The following is a 19,638-nucleotide window of genomic DNA, read 5'->3' on the forward strand; positions in this document are numbered from 1 at the left end:
CCGGCGCTGCCATTGAAGTGCCAGCAAGGATCAGTCCGTGGGCTTTTCGACGATCTTCATCCGCCGCCCGATTGCCACCTCGCTGTTGATGGCGGGCTTGTTGCTGCTGGGCATCCTCGGTTACCGCAAGCTGCCGGTGTCGGCGCTGCCGGAAATCGATGCGCCCAGCCTGGTGGTGACCACGCAGTACCCCGGTGCCAACGCCACCACCATGGCCTCGCTGGTGACCACGCCGCTGGAGCGCCAGTTCGGGCAGATCTCCGGGCTGGAACTGATGACCTCCGATTCCTCGGCGGGGTTGTCGACGATCATCCTGCAGTTCTCGATGGACCGCGACATCGACATCGCCGCACAGGACGTGCAGGCGGCGATCCGCCAGGCCACCCTGCCCTCGTCGCTGCCGTACCAGCCGGTCTACAACCGGGTGAACCCGGCCGACGCGGCCATCGTCACCCTCAAGCTGACCTCCGATACGCGGCCGCTGCGCGACGTCAACAACTACGCTGACTCGATCCTCGCCCAACGCCTGTCGCAGGTGCAGGGCGTGGGCCTGGTGTCGATCGCCGGCAACGTGCGTCCGGCCGTGCGCATCCAGGTCAATCCGGCGCAGCTGTCCAACATGGGCTTGACCCTGGAAGAGCTGCGCAGCGCGCTCACCCAGGCCAACGTCAATGCGCCGAAGGGCTCGCTGAACGGCAAGACCCAGTCCTACAGCATCGGCACCAACGACCAGCTGGCCAGCGCCGCCGAGTACCGCGACACCATCATCAGCTACAAGAACGGCCGCCCGGTGCGGCTGTCCGACGTGGCCGAAGTGATCGATGGCGTGGAGAACGACCAGCTGGCGGCATGGGCCGACGGCAAGCCGGCCGTGCTGCTGGAAGTGCGCCGGCAGCCGGGCGCCAACATCGTGCAGACCGTCGAGCGCATCCGCGCGCTGCTGCCGCAGCTGCAGGGCGTACTGCCGGCCGACGTGCACCTGGAGGTGTTCTCCGACCGTACCGAAACCATCCGCGCCTCGGTGCATGAAGTGCAGTTCACCCTGATCCTGACGATCGGCCTGGTGGTGGCGGTGATCTTCGTGTTCCTGCGCCGGTTCTGGGCCACCATCATTCCCTCGGTGGCGGTGCCGTTGTCGCTGGCCGGCACCTTCGCGGTGATGGCCTTCACCGGCATGTCGCTGGACAACCTCTCGCTGATGGCGCTGGTGGTGGCCACCGGCTTCGTTGTCGACGATGCGATCGTGATGATCGAGAACATCGTGCGCTACATCGAACAAGGCAAGAGCGGCAAGGAGGCGGCCGAGATCGGTGCGCGCCAGATCGGCTTCACCGTGCTGTCGCTGACGGTTTCACTGGTGGCGGTGTTCCTGCCGCTGCTGCTGATGCCCGGCGTCACCGGCCGCCTGTTCCACGAGTTCGCCTGGGTGCTGAGCATCGCCGTGGTGCTGTCGATGCTGATCTCGCTGACGCTCACCCCGATGATGTGCGCCTACCTGCTCAAGCCCGATGCGCTGCCCGAGGGCGAAGACGCGCACGAACGTGCGGCCGCGGCCGGCAAGCAGAACCTTTGGACGCGCACCGTCGGCCTGTATGAGCGCAGCCTGGACTGGGTGCTGGAACACCAGCCGCTCACCCTGGCCGTGGCCGCGGCCGCGCTGGTACTGACCGTGCTGCTGTACGTGCTGATTCCCAAGGGCCTGCTGCCCGAGCAGGACACCGGCCTGATCACCGCCGTGGTCCAGGCCGACCAGAACATCGCCTTCCCGCAGATGGAGCAACGCACCCAGCAGGTGGCCGAAGCGCTGCGCAGGGATCCGGACGTGACCGGCGTATCGGCCTTCATCGGTGCCGGCAGCATGAACCCCACGCTCAACCAGGGCCAGCTGTCGATCGTGCTGAAAGAGCGCGGCGAACGTGATGGGCTGGAAGACATCCTGCCGCGCCTGCAGAAATCCGTCGCCGGTATTCCCGGCGTGGCGCTGTACCTGAAGCCGGTACAGGACGTGACCCTGGACACCCGCGTGGCCGCCACCGAGTACCAGTACTCGCTGTCGGACGTGGACAGCGCGGAAGTCGCGCTGCAGGCCAACCGCCTGACCCAGGCGCTGCGCCAGCGCCCGGAACTGGCCGACGTCGACAACAACCTGTCCAACCAGGGCCGCGCACTGGAACTGAACATCGACCGCGACAAGGCCAGCGTGCTGGGCGTGCCGATGCAGACCATCGACGACACCCTCTACGATGCGTTCGGCCAGCGCCAGATCTCGACCATCTTCACCGAGCTCAACCAGTACCGGGTGGTGCTGGAAGTGGCGCCGCAGTTCCGCACCAGCACCGCGCTGATGGAACAGCTGGCGGTCGCCTCCAACGGCGCCGGCGCCCTCACCGGCACCAACGCGACCAGCTTCGGCCAGGTCACCTCGTCCAACTCGTCGACCGCCACCGGTATCGGTGCGCAGAACACCGGCATCACCGTCGGTGCGGGCGGCATCATCCCGTTGTCGGCGCTGGCCGAGGCGAAGGTTTCCAGCGCGCCGCTGCTGGTCAGCCACCAGCAGCAGCTGCCTGCGGTGACGGTTTCCTTCAACGTCGCGGCTGGCTATTCGCTGTCCGATGCGGTCAAGGCCATCGAAGAGACCAAGGCCAGCCTGGACATGCCGGCGCACGTGCATGCGCAGTTCATCGGCAAGGCCGCCGAATTCACCGGCAGCCAGACCGACGTGGTGTGGCTGCTGCTGGCCTCGCTGGTGGTGATCTACATCGTGCTGGGCGTGCTGTACGAGAGCTACATCCACCCGATCACGATCATCTCGACCCTGCCGCCGGCCGGCGTCGGTGCGCTGCTGGCATTGATGGTCTGTGGCCTGAGCCTGTCGGTGGACGGCATCGTCGGCATCGTGCTGCTGATCGGCATCGTCAAGAAGAACGGCATCATGATGGTCGACTTCGCCATCGAGGCGCGGCGCACCGGCGCCAACGCGCGCGAAGCCATCCGCCGCGCCTGCCTGCTGCGCTTCCGCCCGATCATGATGACCACCGCTGCAGCCATGCTTGGCGCGTTGCCGCTGGCGCTGGGCACCGGCATCGGCTCGGAACTGCGTCGGCCGCTGGGCATCGCCATCGTCGGCGGCCTGCTGCTGTCGCAGCTGGTAACCCTGTACACCACGCCGGTGATCTACCTGTACATGGAACGCTTCTCGGAATGGCTCGCCCGTCGCCGTGAACAGCGTGCGCTGCGCGATGGCACGGTGCAGGAGCCGCAGGCATGACCCTGGCCCCGCACCTTCGGGGGGCTGCACGATGAACCTGTCCGGCCCCTTCATCCGTCGCCCGATCGGCACCGCCCTGCTGGCCATCGGCTTGTTCATGGTCGGCGTGATCTGTTACCTGCGGCTCGGCGTGTCGGCGTTGCCGAACATCGAGATCCCGGTGATCTTCGTGCACGCCAGCCAGTCCGGTGCGGATGCGGCGACCATGGCCTCCACGGTGACCGCGCCGCTGGAGCGCCACCTCGGCCAGCTGCCGGGCATCGACCGCATGCGCTCGTCGAGTTCGGAAGGCAGCTCGCTGGTGTTCATGATCTTCCAGAGCGACCGCGACATCGATTCTGCCGCGCTGGACGTACAGACCGCGATCAATTCGGCGCAGGCCGACCTGCCCTCGGGCATGGGCTCGCCGATGTACCAGAAGGCGAACCCGAACGACGATCCGGTGATCGCCATCGCGCTGACCTCGCAGACGCAGTCCGCCGATGAGCTGTACAACGTCGCCGATTCGCTGCTGGCCCAGCGCATCCGCCAGATCGGCGGTGTCGCCTCGGTGGATATCGCCGGTGCCTCGACGCCGGCGGTGCGTGTGGACGTCAACCTGCGCCTGATGAACGCGCTGGGACTGACCGCCGACGACCTGCGCAATGCCGTGCGCGCGGCCAACGTGACCTCGCCCACCGGCTTCCTCAGCGATGGCAACACCACCACGGCGATCATCGCCAACGATTCGGTCGCACGCGCCGCCGACTTCGCCGATCTGGTGGTCAAGACCCAGGGCGATGGCCGGGTGATCCGCCTGAAGGACATCGCCAACGTCTACGACGGCCAGCAGGATGCCTACCAGGCCGCGTGGTTCGACCACAAACCGGCCGTGGTGATGTATGTGTTCACCCGCGCCGGCGCCAACATCGTCGAGACCGTGGACCGGGTGAAAGCGCAGATTCCCGCGTTGCGCGACTACCTGCAGCCGGGCACCACGATGACGCCCTACTTCGACCGCACCCCGACCATCCGGTCGTCGCTGCATGAAGTGCAGATCACCCTGCTGATCAGCCTGGCGATGGTGGTGCTGACCATGGCGCTGTTCCTGCGCCGGTTGGCGCCGACGCTGATCGCGGCGGTCACCGTGCCGCTGTCGCTGGCCGGTGCCGCGCTGGTGATGTACGTGATGGGCTTCACCCTGAACAACCTGAGCCTGCTGGCGCTGGTGATCGCGATCGGCTTCGTGGTCGACGATGCGATCGTGGTGATCGAGAACATCATGCGCCACCTCGACGAGGGCATGCCGCGGATGCAGGCGGCCTTCGCCGGTGCGCGCGAAATCGGCTTCACCATCGTCTCGATCACCGCTTCGCTGGTGGCGGTGTTCATCCCGCTGCTGTTCGCCAGCGGCATGATGGGCGCGTTCTTCCGCGAATTCACCGTGACCCTGGTGGCGGCGATCGTGGTGTCGATGATCGTTTCGCTGACGCTGACCCCGGCGCTGTGCAGCCGCTTCCTCAGCGCGCACGACCACACGGCGGCACCGTCGCGCTTCGGCCGCTGGCTCGATGCCGGTCACGAGCGGATGCTGCGCGTCTACACCGTGTTCCTTGATTTTTCGCTGCGCCATGCACTGCTGCTGTCGTTGACGCCGTTGATCCTGATCGGCGTCACCATCTTCCTGTTCGGTGCGGTGAAGAAGGGCGCGTTCCCGCCGCAGGACACCGGCCTGATCTGGGGCCGCGCCAATTCCAGTGCGACGGTGTCCTTCGAGGACATGGTCAGCCGCCAGCGCCGCATCACCGACATGCTGATGGCCGACCCGGCGGTGAAGACCGTGGGCGTACGCCTGGGCAGCGGCCGCCAGGGCTCCAGCGCGCAGTTCAACGTGGAACTGAAGTCGCGCAAGGAAGGCCGCCGCGAAACCACCGCACACGCACTGGCACGGCTGAGTGCGAAGGCCGACCGCTACCCGGACCTGCAGCTGCGCCTGCGCGCGATCCAGGACCTGCCCAGCAACGATGGCGGTGGCAACAGCCAGGGCGCGCAGTACCGCGTCTCGCTGCAGGGCAACGACCTGGCCGCACTGCAGGAATGGCTGCCCAAACTGCAGGCGGCATTGAAGAAGAACCCGAAGCTGCGTGATGTCGGCACCGACGTCGACAACGCTGGCCTGCGCCAGAACATCGAGATCGACCGGGCCAAGGCCGCGCGCCTGGGCATCTCGGTCGGCGCCATCGACGGTGCGTTGTACGGCGCCTTCGGCCAGCGCCAGATCTCCACCATCTACTCGGACATCAACCAGTACAGTGTGGTGGTCAACGCGCTGCCGTCGCAGACCGCTACGCCTTCGGCGCTGGACGAAGTGCATGTGCGTGCACGCAACGGCGAGATGGTGCCGATCACGGCGGTGGCCCGCCAGGCGCCGGGCCTGGCGCCCTCGCAGATCACCCATGAAAACCAGTACACGACGATGGACCTGAGCTACAACCTCGCCCCCGGCGTCAGCATGGGCGAGGCCAAGGCCATCATCGACAGCACCGTGGCCGGCATGCGCATGCCCGGCGACATCCGCTTGGCCGACGACGCCGGCTTCGGCTTCAACTCCGACCCCAGCGACATGCTGATCCTGGTGCTGGCAGCCATCCTCACCGTCTACCTGGTGCTGGGCATCCTGTACGAAAGCCTGATCCACCCGGTGACGATCCTGTCCACCCTGCCGGCCGCCGGCGTCGGTGCGTTGCTGGCGCTGTTCGGCACCAACACCGAACTGTCGGTGATCTCGATGATCGCGCTGGTGCTGCTGATCGGCATCGTCAAGAAGAACGCGATCATGATGATCGACTTCGCCCTGGTGGCGCAGCGCGAACATGGGCTGACTCCGCGCGATGCTGCCCGTGAAGCCAGCATCGTGCGTTTCCGCCCGATCATGATGACCACGATGGTGGCGATCCTGGCGGCGGTGCCGCTGGCGATCGGCCTGGGCGAAGGTTCAGAGCTGCGTCGCCCGCTGGGCATCGCGATGATCGGCGGCCTGCTGTTCTCGCAGAGCCTGACCCTGCTCAGCACGCCGGCGCTGTACGTGATCTTCTCGTGCCTGGCCGAGCGCTGGAAGGCGCGGCGCGCGCGCAGGCGTGAAGCGAAGCTGCTCAGGCGCGCACAGCGGGCCTGACTTCGGTAGCGCCGGGCCATGCCCGGCGGCCTTTCAGCAATCCGCGCTGCGCGCTCGCCGAGCATGGCCCGGCGCTACCGGCCTCTGGTGGGTGCGGACCGTTGGTCCGCACGCCGATGGCATTTGACGCGCTGTAACGAAAAGAGAACAATTCTCATCCAGCCATGGTCCTGCGCCCCCTTGTGGCGCCCCGCTGCCGTCCCCGGCACGCCTGCGTGATCCCAGCCACCGACCTTTCCCCCCTGCATGGGCGGATGGCCCGTGGCCGCCCGCCGAGGATCTCCATCGATGTTGCCGATTCGCTCCCCCCGCCTGGCCGTACTGGCCGTCGCGCTGTCCGCCGCCTGCACTGCACACGCCGAAGCCCCGGCCGGATCCCGCAGCGCCACCGATCTGGACGCGGTCAAGGTCATCGCCGAGCGTACCCACACCGAGGCTGGCGCCCTCGGCGATCGCGCCCTGCGTGATACCCCGTTCGCGATCACCGCCGTCGGCCGTGAGCAGATCGAACAGCGCCAGGTCGTGTCGCTGGGCGAAGCCTTCCTGCTCGACCCCTCGGTCACCACCCAGGTCAGCGCCTATGCCAGTGGCTGGAGCTCGCCGATCCGCAACCGTGGCATCGACCTGAATTTCGACAGCTACCGGGTCAACGGTCTGCAGGTCTCGTCCTGGGGCACCGAATGGCCGCTGGAAGTGATGGAACAGGTCGACCTGCTGAAGGGTCCGGGAGGTTTCCTGTACGGCTTCGGCGCGCCGGGCGGCATCGTCAACTACATCACCAAGAAGCCAACCGACGTACCGACCTTCTCCGCCCAGCTCGGCTGGCGCGAGCAGGGCATCGTCAGCGGCGGCATCGACGTCGGCGGCCGCTTCGGCAACGAGCAGATGTTCGGCTACCGCTTCAACGCATACCAGGAAAAGGGCGAAACCTTCAACGGTGGCCATGTCGATCGCAAGGTCGGTGCACTGTCGCTGGACGCGCGCCTGAGCGATGCGCTCACCTGGACCTTCGACGGCGTGTTCCAGTCCCGCGACCTGCGCGAGGAATCACCGCAGTACTACTTCCGTGGCCTGACCTCACTGCCGCGGCCGATCGCCGGCGATGTCGACAACAGCGTGCCCGGCACCTACTACGACACCCGCTCCAGCCTGCTGTCCACCGCGCTGAACTGGCAGATCAACAGCGACTGGAAGGCCAGCCTGAGCTATGGCGTCACCACCGCGTGGAACGACGTCAACAAGATCTTCGCCTACATCGACGATACCAACGGCGACTACGCCGTCAACGTCTATGAGCTCGGCGGCAAGAGCGAGTGGAAGCTGGCACAGGCACTGGTGCAGGGCCGCTTCGGCACCGGCCCACTGCAGCACCAGCTGGTGGCCGGTGTCAGCCACCAGACCGGGCTGGGCTGGGACCGTCCCTACGAGTTCAGCCTGATCGGCCGCGCCAACCTCTACCAGCGCCATGGCATCCGTCACGACGCGGTGGGTTCCCGGGTGATGACCCGCGGTGACGAGACCGTGCAGCAGGCGGTGTTCGTCAGCGATACCGTCGATCTCGGCCATGGCTGGTCGGTGCTGGCCGGTTGGCGCTACAACGACTTCGAGACCAAGGGCGCCTACCACACCTATCCGGTCACCCCGACCTATGCGGTCATGTTCAAGCCCAGCGAGGCCGTCACCCTGTATGCCAGCTACATCGAGTCGCTGGAAGCAGGCAGCCGCGTAGGCAACAGCTACATCAATGCCGGCGATGTGCTCGACCCCACCATCAGCAAGCAGTACGAGATCGGCGCCAAGGTGGAAGCGAATCGCTGGAACGCGAACGTCGCTGCGTTCCGCCTGGAACGTGGCGCCAACATCGATCAGCTGACCGATGCAGGCAAGCGCCTGGTGCAGGATGGCATCACCCTGTACGAAGGCGTCGAAGCCAGCGCCGACCTGCACCTGACCGATGCGCTGACCGTGGGCGGTGGCGTGACCTGGCTGGACCCGACCTACGACAAGCTGTCACCGGGCAGCGCGGCGCAGGAAGGCAACCGTACCGTCGGTGCTGCGCGCTGGAGCGGCGTGCTGCACGCCACTTACCAGCTGCCGTGGGTGGAAGGGCTGGAGACCTATGCCGCCGTGCGCTACTACGGCGATGTCTGGTACGACGCCGACAACACCCTGAAGCTGCCCGACTACACCCTCGTCAACGCCGGCATCGGTTACCGCCTGCTGGCCTCCGGCCATCCGGTGACCCTGCGGGCCAGCGTGGAGAACCTGGCCAACCGCAGGTACTGGTCCAATGCCGGCGTCGGCCTGCCGCGCACCTTCGCGCTCAGCGTGCGGTTCGACATGTAACGGGCCTCGGTAGCGCCGGGCCATGCCCGGCGGCTGCATGCCACGCCGCGCCGCGCGCTCGCCGCGCATGGCGCGGTGCTACCGGATTTCACGCGTGGCCCGTAATAATGGTGGCCGATCCTTTCGCCGAGCCTGCATGTCCGCACGCGAATCCCGCCTCAGCCGCCTGTGGGCCCACGAGAAGGCCAGCTATGGCCTGCGGGTGTTCATTGCCCTGACCGCGGCCATGGCCGTGTGCTGGCATCTGGATGCGCTGACCGCGCTGCCCGGCGTGTTCCTCGGCATCATCGCCAGTGCGATTGCCGAGACCGATGACAACTGGTGGGGCCGGACCAAGGCCGTGCTGCTGTCGCTGTTGTGCTTCTGCCTGGCAGCGGCCTCGGTGATCTGGCTGTTCCCCTGGCCGTGGATATTCATCGCGGCACTGGCGCTGTCCACGTTCGGCCTGACACTGCTCGGTGCACTGGGCGAGCGCTACGCGTCCATCGCCCAGGCGACCGTCACGCTGGCCATCTACACCATGATCGGCCTGGAACAGCATGGCGCCCATGACCTGCACAGTGCGCTGGATGCGGTCAGCCACCTGCTTGCGGGTGCGGTCTGGTACGGGCTGCTGTCGATCCTGTGGACCACGTTGTTCGCCAACCGGCCGGTGCGCGAGCGCGTGGCCCGCCTGTACGTGGAACTGGGCCGTTACCTGCAGCTCAAGGCCGCGCTGTTCGAACCCGTACGCGAGGCGGACCTGCAGCGCCGCCAGCTCGACCTGGCCGAACAGAACCGCCGCGTGGTCGGCGCGCTGAACGAGGCGAAGACGGCGATCCTGGCGCGCTTTGGCCGCTCCGGACGGCCCGGCGTCAACTCCGGCCTGTACCTGCGCCTGTACTACATGGCACAGGATTTCCATGAGCGCGCCAGTTCCTCGCATTACCCGTACGGCGCGCTGGTCGACGCGTTCTTCCACAGCGACGTGCTGTACCGCTGCCAGCGCCTGCTCGACCTGCAGGGCCAGGCCTGCGCACGGCTGGGCGAAGCGATCCGGCTGCGTCGTCCGTTCGTCTACGGCGAGAGCAACCAGCAGGCCGGGCGCGATCTGGCCGATGCTCTGGCCTACCTGCGCGACCAGCAACGCCCGCAGTGGCAGCGCCTGCTCGGCTCGCTGGACCTGCTGGTGCACAACCTGCGCAGCATCGAGCGCCGCCTGCTCGATGCCGAACGATCCGAAGCCAGCCTGGACAACGTCGACACCCGCCTGCGCGACAGCAACCCGCACACGCTGCGCGAAATGGGCGTGCGCGTGCGCCAGCAGCTCACCCCCGGCTCGGTATTGTTCCGCCATGGCCTGCGCATGGCGCTGGCACTGATCGCCGGTTTCGTTGCCATCCGTCTGTTCAATGCACAGAACGGCTCGTGGGTCCTGCTGACCATCGTGTTCGTGTGCCGGCCCAGCTTCGGTGCCACCCGCCAGCGCCTGGCCCAGCGTATCGTCGGTACGCTCGCCGGCCTGGTGCTGACCTGGGCGCTGCTGCAGCTGTTCCCAACGCTGGAGATCCAGCTGCTGATCGCACTGCTGTCGGCACTGCTGTTCTTCTTCACCCGTACCGACCGCTATCTGGTCGCCTCGGCCGCCATCACGGTGATGGCGCTGACCTGCTTCAACCTGATCGGCGACGGCTTCGTGCTGATCGTGCCGCGCATGGTCGATACGATCCTGGGGTGCGCGATCGCCGCAGCGGCCGCGTTCCTGATCCTGCCGGACTGGCAGGGTCGACAGCTGCACCGCGTGCTGGCGCGGGTGCTGGATACCGCCGCCCGTTATCTGGAATCGGTGCTGGGCCAGTACCGCAGCGGCATGCGCGACGACCTGGCCTACCGCATCGCCCGCCGCGACATGCACAACGCCGATGCCGCACTGTCCACCGCATTGTCGAACATGCTGCGCGAACCGGGCCACGTGCGCCGCAACCTCGATTCGGGTTTCCACTTCCTGGCGTTGTCCAACACCCTGCTCGGGCATCTGTCAGCGCTGGGTGCGCACCGCGACCAGGTCGACAGCTACGCGGGCGATCCACTCGCGCTGGCCGCCGGCGAGCGGGTGCGTAAAGCGCTGCAGCAGCTGGCATCGGCATTGACGGCGCAGCAGCCGGTGTCGGAGGAGGACAACGACGCCGATCGTGCGGTGGCCGCGGAACTGGAGCAGCTCGATGAGACGATGCCGCCGAAACTGCAGTTGATCCGCACGCAGATGGCGCTGGTGCTGCGGATGTTGCCGAAGGTGAGGGCAGCGGCCAATGGCGCGGTGCGCGGTCTGGCCTGAGCGGACGGCATCCACGCATGGCGTGGATCTACTGGAACGGCATCCACGCGTGGCGTGGATCTACTGGAGTGGCATCCACGCATGGCGTGGATCTACTGGAGCGGCATCCACGCGTGGCTTGATCTACTGGAGCGGCATCCACGCGTGGCGTGGATCTACTGGAGCGGTATTCGGGCGTGACCCTGTCGGCCGTGCAACATCGTGTTGCGTGCACGGGGGCATTCCGATCACGCCGCGGCGCCGATACTGCCGTGTCGCCCACGCAGGATCTCCCCATGAAGATCGAACTCAACGACCGCACCGCGCTGGTCACCGCCTCCACCGCTGGCATTGGCCACGCCATCGCACAGGGGCTCGCCGCTGCCGGTGCGCAGGTCATCCTCAATGGCCGCAGTGCCGACAGCGTGGAACGCGCGCGCCAGCGCCTGCTGGCTGCCATTCCCGACGCCAACGTGCTGGGCGTGGCCGCCGACCTGTCCGACGCCCGCGGGGTCGACGCGCTGCTGGCCGGCCTGCCGGGCAACGTCGACATCCTGGTCAACAATGCCGGCATCTTCGGCCCGCAGGACTTCTTCGAGACCGACGATGCCACCTGGGAACAGTACTGGCAGACCAATGTCATGTCCGGCGTGCGCCTGTCGCGCGCCCTGCTTCCGGCGATGGTCGACGCCGGTTGGGGCCGCGTGCTGTTCATCTCCTCCGAATCGGCACGCAACATTCCTGCCGACATGATCCATTACGGCGTCAGCAAGACCGCGCAGCTGTCGTTGTCGCGCGGCTTGGCCAAGCGCGTAGCCGGCAGCGGCGTCACCGTCAATGCGGTGCTGCCCGGCCCAACGTTGTCCGACGGCTTCGCAACAATGTTCGAAGAAGAACGCGCACGTACCGGCAAGCCGCTGGAACAGATCGGCCGTGAGTTCGTGATGGCCCATCGTCCTGCATCGGTGATCCAGCGCGCGGCCACGGTCGAGGAAGTGGCCAACATGGTGGTCTACCTCGCCTCGCCGCAGGCGTCGGCCACCTCCGGCGCAGCGCTGCGGGTCGATGGCGGCGTGGTCGACGATATCGTGTGAGCGTTGGTGGGGTGTGTGGACCAACGGTCCGCACCTACCGCATCCCTGCCTGACAGGCAGGGATGCTAGGCTGCGCCGGTCCAAGGAGGTTCCATGTCCGGTCACAACCAGTTCGCCCTGCTGCGCCAGCGCCGTTTCCTGCCATTCTTCATCGTGCAGGGGTTGGGTGCCTTCAACGACAACGTGTACCGGCAGGCGATCATCGGCCTGCTGTTCTACCTGGGCGTAGCCGAGAGCGAGCGCACGCTCTACACCAACCTGGCGCCGGCGCTGTTCATCCTGCCCTACTTCCTGTTCTCCGCCCTGGCCGGGCAGATCGCGGAAAAGCTGGAGAAGTCGCGGCTGATCGTGATCACCACCACCATGGAGATCGTGATCATGACGCTGGCTGCGGTGGGCTTTCTCACCGAGAGCCTGCCGGTGCTGCTGGTGGCCCTGTTCTGCACGGGCCTGCAGTCCACCTTGTTCGGCCCGGTGAAGTACTCGGTGCTGCCCTCGGTACTGCGTCCGGAAGAACTGACCGGTGGCAATGGCCTGGTCGAGATGGGCACGTCGATGTCGATCTTGACCGGCATGATCGTCGGCGGCCTGGTGTTCACCCTGGCAGGCACCCATGGCCCGATCGTGGCCGCCACCGCGGTCATCGCGCTGGCGATCTGCGGCAACCTGGCCGCGCGCATGATCCCCAAGGTGGATGCCGGCGCCCCGGACCTGAAGATCAACTGGAACCCGATCCCCGAATCGCTGGCCGTGCTGCGCATGGCCAGGAAACAGAAGGCGGTACGCAACGCCATCCTCGGCGTGTCCTGGTTCTGGTTCGTCGGCACCATCCTTACCGCGCAGCTGCCGTCCTATGCGGTCACCAACCTCGGTGGCGAGCCCACCCTGTACATCTTCGCCCTGGCACTGTTCTCGGTCGGCACCGGTGTCGGTTCGCTGCTGTGCGAAAAGCTGTCGGCGCGCACGGTGGAGATCGGCCTGGTGCCGCTGGGTGCGTTCGGCATGACCGCCTTCCTGCTGGACCTGTACTTCGCACGCGCCGGTGAGGCCACCGCGCAGGGCCTGTCGGTCACCCAGTTCGTGCACCAGGCCGGCAGCATCCGCATCATCATCGACCTGCTCGGCATCGGCCTGTTCACCGGCTTCTTCGTGGTGCCGCTGTTTGCGTTGATCCAGAGCCGCACGCCGAAATCGGAGATGTCGCGCGTATTCGCCGCGCTGAACATCCAGAACTCCGGCTTCATCGTCGCTGCGGCCGTACTCGGCCTGCTCACCCAGCGCCTGCTCGGCTGGACCATCCCGCAGCTGTTCCTGGCACTGGCCATCGCCAATGCCGTGGTGGCGATCTACATCTTCACCATCGTCCCCGAATTCCTGATGCGCTTCCTCAGCTGGGTGATGGTGCGCACGCTGTACCGGCTGCGCCCGCACGGCATCGAAGCGAACGTGCCCGATGAGGGCGCCGCGCTGCTGGTCTGCAACCACGTCAGCTACATGGACGCGCTGATCCTGTCGGCGACGATCCCGCGCCCGGTGCGCTTCGTCATGTACTACAAGATCTTCAACATCCCGGTCATGCGCTGGATCTTCCGCACCGCCAAGGCGATTCCGATCGCTGGTGCGCGCGAAGACCCCGCCCTGATGCAGCGCGCGTTCGATGAAGTCGACGCCGCACTCGCCGAGGGCGAGCTGGTATGCATCTTCCCGGAAGGCGCACTGACCCGCGACGGCACGATGGCAGCGTTCAAATCCGGCGTGGAGAAGATCCTCGAACGCCGTCCGGTACCGGTGGTGCCGATGGCCCTGCGCGGCATGTGGTCGAGCATGTGGAGCCGCCGCGATACCCGTCTGGGCCGCATGCGCGTGCCGCGCCGGTTCCGGGCGACAGTGGAGGTGGTCGCCGCCCCGGCGGTGGATGGCCATTCAACCGATGCCGCCGCCCTGGAAGCGCAGGTCCGCACCCTGCGCGGCGACCTCGCCTGACGCAATCGCCCCCATCCGGGGGCGATGACGGTACGCTGCATACGCCACCGTCCAAGGGCGATGCGAGGCCTGACGGGGCTGAAAACGCATACATGCGTCGTTGGTTGCGGTAGATTACGCACCCACAGGGGGGAGGTTCGGCCCGTTCACACGGCCGACCACCAAGGAATGGAGTCTTGCTTTGAATCAACCGCCACCGCTCAGCCGTCCGGTCTACATCCCCAACCATCTGGTCTGGGCGATCCTGACGACGCTGTTCTGCTGCCTGCCGTTGGGCGTGGTGTCGATCGTGTATGCCGCCCAGGTCGATGGTCGCAATGCGGCCGGTGACCTGCCGGGGGCCTATAGCGCGTCGCGCAAGGCGGGCTGGTGGGCGGTGGCTTCGGCCGCAGCCCTGCCGGTCCTGTTGCTGTTGTGGTTCGGGCTGTTCGGCGGCTTGGCCGCGCTGGGCGCTCTATCCGACCTTTGATTCACCACCACCACCCATCGAGGAGCTTGAACCATGAACACCACCACTGCGCAGGTCCCCAACAATCTGGTCTGGGCCATCCTGTCCACCCTGTTCTGCTGCCTGCCGGCCGGCATCGTGTCGATCGTCTACGCCGCGCAGGTCAACGGCAAGCTGGCTGCCGGCGACGTCGCCGGTGCCCGTGATTCGGCCGACAAGGCCAAGAAGTGGGCCATCTGGTCGGCCATCGCTGCCGTTGTGGTTGGCGTCCTGTACTTCATCATCATCATGGCCGTTGGCGGCCTGGGCGCCCTGAGCGGCGGCAACGGCAGCTACTGATGCCCGCGACGGGGTCCGGCCATGCGCCGGATCCCGCCCCCGCATGTCCGCACTTCCTGCTCGTTCCCGACTCACCCGCTGGGCTCCGCTGCTGGCCGCGTCCGGCCTGGCTGCGGGTGCCGCCGTGGTCCTGCGCCACGTCAATCCGTATGTCTCCGGCAATCCGCTGCCGGGCTGTCCGCTGTACGCACTGACCGGCTTCTACTGCCCCGGCTGCGGCAGCACGCGCTGCCTGTACTCACTGGTCCACTTCGACCTGCCCGGCGCGATGGCGATGAACCCGTTGCTGGTCATCAGCCTGCCCTTCCTGTTCCTGATGCTGCTCAACACCGCCGGCGTACGCCCGCGCGTGCTTGATCCACTGATGCGGGTACTGGCCAGCCCCACGTTCTGGCTGTGGCTGCTGCCCGGCTATGCCGTGCTGCGCAACCTGCCGTGGGCTCCGTTCACCGCACTGGCTCCGGTGTAGGTTTCCAGCCAACGGCGCAGCCCCTCGTGGTGGAAGGCAGAAGCTGGGGTTGGCCGGGCGGGTGGGTTGCGCAGGGGCCGCTGCAAGTACGTCCATGTAAGCTCGGTCGCGCCATCCATGGCGCTTACGCCCCTGCGCAACCCACCCGCCCGGCCACGGACAATTTCCGTGCGCGTCCACCACGGAAAAGAAAGAGAAGATCAAAAGCCGAAGCGGGTCGCTCCGCTCGGCATCCACGCATGGCGTGGATCTACTGGCCGTCATCGGAAACTGTCGTGGGTGGGGCGGTGTGGGGCTGCAGGACCGTTGGCGCCATGGATGGCGCCATCGAGCCCCCATGGATGGGTTAACGGCGTGTCCTGCAGCCCCACACCGCCCCACCAAACCCACAGAAATCCAGAGCCGCTGTTGCAGTTGCAGTTGCTTCCAGCGGGTGCAGGGCGGCAAGCCCTGCAGAAAAGCACAACTAGGTCACCCAGCCCGCGATCACCAGCAGGGCCAGCACCGCCAGCCACAGCAGCAGCATCCGCCACACCAGGCTCATCGCATCCCGCAGGTCCGGCAACCGCTGCCACACCGGCAGCAGACCGGCTTCGGTGTAATCGTGCGCATCTTCGCGCAGCTCGGCGTTGACGCTGGCGCGCGCCACCGCACCCAGGAAACCAATGCCACCGGCCAAGCGCTCACCATGCGCCTGGCGCCATGCCTTCCAGGCCGTGTCGAAGTTGCCGACCAGGGCCATCGAGAACGCCATCAACTGTGCCACCGGCCACTCGATCCAGCCCAGCAGCCGCTGTGCCAGCGCCAGCGGCTCCACCGGCACGCGCGCACGCATCGGGCTTTCCGCCATCAGTGCCAGCAGGCGATAACCGAGAGCCCCCACCGGGCCCAGCAGCAGGAACCAGAACAGCACCGCGAACCAGCGCCGCAGGGCGTTGAGCACGGTCGCCTCGACCAGTGAAGGAACATCCTCGCGCAGGCTGCCACCGGCCGACTGCAGGTTGCGTACCGCCGCCTGCCGGGTCGGCGCATCGTCGGCATCGATGATCGCCTCGATGTCGCGGTCCAGATCGCGCGGGCCCCAGCACCAGGCCAGCACGGCCACGCCCAGCAGCAGCGCCGGAAGGCCGAACAGCACCCCGCGCAGCAGCCAGGCGACCAGCGCCATCAGCAGCAGTGGCGGTACGATCGCCAGCGCCACGCCGGCGGCCCCCTGCCAGGTCCGACCACCGCGCGCGTCCAGCCAGCCCAGCCAACGCCGGAAGCCGTCGAAACGGCGCAGCGACGCGGCAGCGGCCGGGGCGACATGGCCAAGGGCCAGTGCCACCAACACGGCGACCAGGGTGGTGAACATGGCAGGTCTCCCTACGAGCGAGCGTTCGGCGTCGCTACCTTACCTGTCGCAGCGTCGCCGTCAGCGGTGAACCGTACTGTAACCGGCAGCGTGTTCAGGTGGCGGCAATGCTGGCACCGCCGGATGCCGGTTGCTGGCGGTACCAATGCTCGATCAGGCCCCGCGAAATGGAAATCGGCGGTGACAGACGGATGCCTTCTCCATCGTCCTCGACGTCACGCGCGAGGGCCGCGCCAACTTCCTCGGCGCTGAACCAGCGCGCGTCTTCCAGTTCGCCATCCACGGTCGGCACGTCGTCGTGTGCCTGCGCACGGAATCCGACCATCAATGCGCCGGGGAACGGCCAGGGCTGCGAGCCCAGGTACTGGCAGGCGGTCACCCGCACCTTGCTCTCTTCGTGCACTTCGCGCGCTACGGTCTGCTCGAAGGTCTCGCCCGGCTCGACAAAGCCGGCCAGCACCGAATAGCGGCGCGGCGCCCAGTTCGACTGGCGGCCCAGCAACAGCCGGCCCTGGTTTTCCACCGCGACGATCACCGCCGGGTCGACGCGCGGATAGTGCTCGGTCGCGCACTGCGGGCAGCGGCCGACGAAGCCACCCCGGGCGAACGTCACGGCACTGCCGCAGACACCGCAGAAGCGGGTACGCGATTGCCAGTAGGACATGCCACGGGCGTAGCTGAAGGCGGTCGCATCGGCCACGGTCCACAGCAGCGCGGCCTGGCGCAGATCGAGCCGGCGTGGCGCGGTGACCGTCACGCTGGCCGCTTCCACCGAGAACCACGCCTGCTCGCCACGCAGGCCGAGGAAAATCGCGACACCCGGCCCGCCACCGACATCGGCGCCGGTCAACGCCAGCGGCTGGTCGTCATCACCGGTGAAGGCGGTGCCGTCCTGGTCCAGGACAAGAATGCGCGCATCGGGCCACAGGCGCGCCAGAGCATCGGCATCTTCGCGCATGGCATCGGCGCGCTCCAACGGTTCACCCACGAAGGCAAAACCGGAAAGCGGCGAAGGAGAATTGAGCATCCAGCTAGCCTGCCGCCAATCACGGCAAGTGGCAAGCCGCAGACTGTGCAGAAACCCGCCTGTGGTTGCAGAAACGGTCATCCACGCATGGCGTGGATCCAGCGAAGGCAGCGCGCGGGGTGCATGCCCCACGCCCTGCAATTACATGCTGAAACTGCTGCCGCAGCCGCAGGTGGTCTTGGCGTTCGGATTGCGGATCACGAACTGCGCACCGGTCAGGCTCTCGGTGTAATCCACTTCGGCACCCATCAGATACTGCAGGCTGAGCGGATCGACCAGCAGGGTGACCCCGCTGGTCTGCACCGCCAGGTCATCGCCGGCACGGTTCTCGTCGAACTCGAACCCGTACTGGAAGCCCGAACAGCCGCCACCCTCGATGTACACACGCAATGACAGGTCGGGGTTGCCCTCGTCCTGGATCAGTTCCTTGACCTTGGCCGCAGCGGCCTCGGTGAAGTTCAGCGGCCGATCCAGCGACTGGTAGTCGGGCGCAGCGGCCGGCGTGGCGCCGGGGAGGGAGACGAGCGTGTTCATGGGCTCAGCATGGGGGCGCCGGCGCTGGCTTTCAAGCCATCGCCTCGGCCAGCTTGCGGCGGGCGGCGGTGTCGCCCTTGCCGTCAGCGGACGTTTCGCCTTCCGGCGCCGGCAGGGCCTGCATCGGGGCGCTGGCATGGATCAGCCGGCCGTTCAGCTGGGCACCCGCATTCATTTCCACCACCTGGTAGTGAACGTTGCCGTTGACCCGCGCACTCGGGGTCAGTTCGACCTTCTCGGTGGCATGGACATCGCCGTCCAGGCGGCCACTGATGACCACCACCTGGGCGCGGATCTCGCCTTCGATCACGCCATGCTCGGCGAGGGTCAGGGTCGCCGCGCTGGCGCCCTCCTGGGCAATCACCTTGCCGTGGATGCGACCTTCCACGTACAGGCCACCACTGAATTCCACATCGCCACGGATCACCACCTGGTTGCCGATCAGGGCATCCACCACCAGTTGGCCATCACGGCTGGATTTGCTGCTTCCGAACATCTGCCTACTCCCCTTTGCTGGCCGGTGCGCCGGCCTGTTTCCAGTCGAATACCTGCGTGGTGCCCCCCGCACCACTCCCCAATGTCACCTTCACCCGTTGCGGGGTGAAGTCAGCCGGCAGCATCACGCTGCCGGTGAGCTGCTGGAAGTACCGGAACGAGTAATCCTGTCCCGGCACCTTGCTGCGCTGGTGCAGCTCGTCCCAGCTGATGGTGGCCAGCTTGCCGTTCTTCACGCCTTCCACCGTGAAACGCATCTGCCCTTGGCTGATCGCTCCGCGGTTGAGGTTCTGCGTCAGCACCACGCTGTACTGCCAGGTGCCGGCCGATTCCGGGCTGAATTCAATCGAATGGGTGTTCAGGCCCTTGCGCTGGCTGGTCGAGCCCACCAGGCGTTCGTAGAAGGCGACGTCAGCGCGCAGGCCGGCGATCTCTTCATCGCGCTCGGCCAGCGAAGACTGCACTTCGTTGTTGGCGGCGCGGCTGATGCGGTCCGACGCTTCCAGCGTGGCCTGCTTCTGGCGCAGTTCGGTCAACTGCGTCTGCAGCGTATCGGCGCGCTTCTCGGCAGCCTGCACGCGCTGGCCCTGTTCACCGCGCGGCGTGCCCAGCCAGCAGCCACCCAGCACCGCAAGCACCAGGCTCAGCAGCCAGATGCCGGCGATCACCAGCAGGCGACGGCGGTCGGCGGGTGGTTGCGCGGCACCGGGAAGGCGGACCTGCACGCGCATGGGAGGGCGGTTGTTCATGGGTAGTCTCCGTGGCATCGCAGTGGCGACGCCAGTACGGCCCCTGGGGCAAACGACGGGCTAGTGTATGACAGGAACGGCA

The 19,638-nt window shown here is 66.9% G+C and carries 14 protein-coding genes; 9 read left to right on the top strand and 5 right to left on the bottom strand.

Going from position 1 to position 19,638, the window contains the following annotated elements:
• Positions 1 to 37: 37 nt before the first annotated feature.
• The 9 genes from CLM74_RS19430 to CLM74_RS19470 all read left to right on the top strand — a co-directional run bounded on the left by CLM74_RS19430 (position 38) and on the right by CLM74_RS19470 (position 15,397).
• Entirely contained in the window at positions 38 to 3,271 is a 3,234-nt protein-coding gene (locus CLM74_RS19430) for an efflux RND transporter permease subunit (protein WP_025874642.1), read from the top strand.
• Between the two features lie 31 nt (positions 3,272 to 3,302).
• A complete protein-coding gene (locus tag CLM74_RS19435) occupies positions 3,303 to 6,425 on the top strand; it encodes an efflux RND transporter permease subunit (protein ID WP_025874641.1) in 3,123 nt (1,040 codons plus the stop codon).
• A gap of 288 nt (positions 6,426 to 6,713) precedes the next feature.
• Entirely contained in the window at positions 6,714 to 8,771 is a 2,058-nt protein-coding gene (locus CLM74_RS19440) for a TonB-dependent receptor (protein WP_105164768.1), read from the top strand.
• A 136-nt stretch (positions 8,772 to 8,907) separates the two neighbouring features.
• On the top strand, positions 8,908 to 11,085 hold the full coding sequence (gene yccS / locus CLM74_RS19445) for a YccS family putative transporter (RefSeq protein ID WP_025874639.1): 2,178 nt from the start codon (positions 8,908 to 8,910) through the stop codon (positions 11,083 to 11,085).
• Positions 11,086 to 11,360: 275 nt separating this feature from the next.
• Positions 11,361 to 12,158 carry an SDR family oxidoreductase gene (locus tag CLM74_RS19450; protein WP_105164769.1) on the top strand — a complete coding sequence of 266 codons (798 nt, stop codon included), beginning with the start codon at positions 11,361 to 11,363 and terminating at the stop codon, positions 12,156 to 12,158.
• Positions 12,159 to 12,251: 93 nt separating this feature from the next.
• Entirely contained in the window at positions 12,252 to 14,141 is a 1,890-nt protein-coding gene (locus CLM74_RS19455) for an MFS transporter (protein ID WP_105164770.1), read from the top strand.
• Between the two features lie 181 nt (positions 14,142 to 14,322).
• A complete protein-coding gene (locus CLM74_RS19460; RefSeq protein ID WP_025874636.1) occupies positions 14,323 to 14,610 on the top strand; it encodes a CD225/dispanin family protein in 288 nt (95 codons plus the stop codon).
• Between the two features lie 33 nt (positions 14,611 to 14,643).
• Positions 14,644 to 14,928 carry a CD225/dispanin family protein gene (locus tag CLM74_RS19465; RefSeq protein ID WP_025874635.1) on the top strand — a complete coding sequence of 95 codons (285 nt, stop codon included), beginning with the start codon at positions 14,644 to 14,646 and terminating at the stop codon, positions 14,926 to 14,928.
• A 43-nt stretch (positions 14,929 to 14,971) separates the two neighbouring features.
• Positions 14,972 to 15,397, top strand: coding sequence for a DUF2752 domain-containing protein (locus tag CLM74_RS19470; protein ID WP_025874634.1), 426 nt, complete (start codon positions 14,972 to 14,974; stop codon positions 15,395 to 15,397).
• A 466-nt stretch (positions 15,398 to 15,863) separates the two neighbouring features.
• Here CLM74_RS19470 and ampE read toward each other — a convergent pair whose 3' ends face one another.
• The 5 genes from ampE to CLM74_RS19495 all read right to left on the bottom strand — a co-directional run bounded on the left by ampE (position 15,864) and on the right by CLM74_RS19495 (position 19,556).
• Positions 15,864 to 16,751 carry a regulatory signaling modulator protein AmpE gene (gene ampE, locus CLM74_RS19475; RefSeq protein ID WP_105164771.1) on the bottom strand — a complete coding sequence of 296 codons (888 nt, stop codon included), beginning with the start codon at positions 16,749 to 16,751 and terminating at the stop codon, positions 15,864 to 15,866.
• Positions 16,752 to 16,845: 94 nt separating this feature from the next.
• Positions 16,846 to 17,778: an NAD(+) diphosphatase gene (gene nudC / locus CLM74_RS19480; protein WP_025874632.1), complete on the bottom strand. Its 933-nt coding sequence runs from the start codon at positions 17,776 to 17,778 to the stop codon at positions 16,846 to 16,848.
• 141 nt (positions 17,779 to 17,919) lie between these two features.
• Positions 17,920 to 18,312, bottom strand: coding sequence for an iron-sulfur cluster insertion protein ErpA (gene erpA / locus CLM74_RS19485; protein ID WP_025874631.1), 393 nt, complete (start codon positions 18,310 to 18,312; stop codon positions 17,920 to 17,922).
• 31 nt (positions 18,313 to 18,343) lie between these two features.
• A complete protein-coding gene (locus tag CLM74_RS19490; RefSeq protein WP_105164772.1) occupies positions 18,344 to 18,808 on the bottom strand; it encodes a polymer-forming cytoskeletal protein in 465 nt (154 codons plus the stop codon).
• 4 nt (positions 18,809 to 18,812) lie between these two features.
• On the bottom strand, positions 18,813 to 19,556 hold the full coding sequence (locus CLM74_RS19495) for a DUF6776 family protein (protein ID WP_025874629.1): 744 nt from the start codon (positions 19,554 to 19,556) through the stop codon (positions 18,813 to 18,815).
• Positions 19,557 to 19,638: the final 82 nt, after the last annotated feature.

The organism is Stenotrophomonas sp. MYb57, from assembly GCF_002966815.1.
Classification (GTDB): Bacteria; Pseudomonadota; Gammaproteobacteria; order Xanthomonadales; family Xanthomonadaceae; genus Stenotrophomonas; species Stenotrophomonas indicatrix.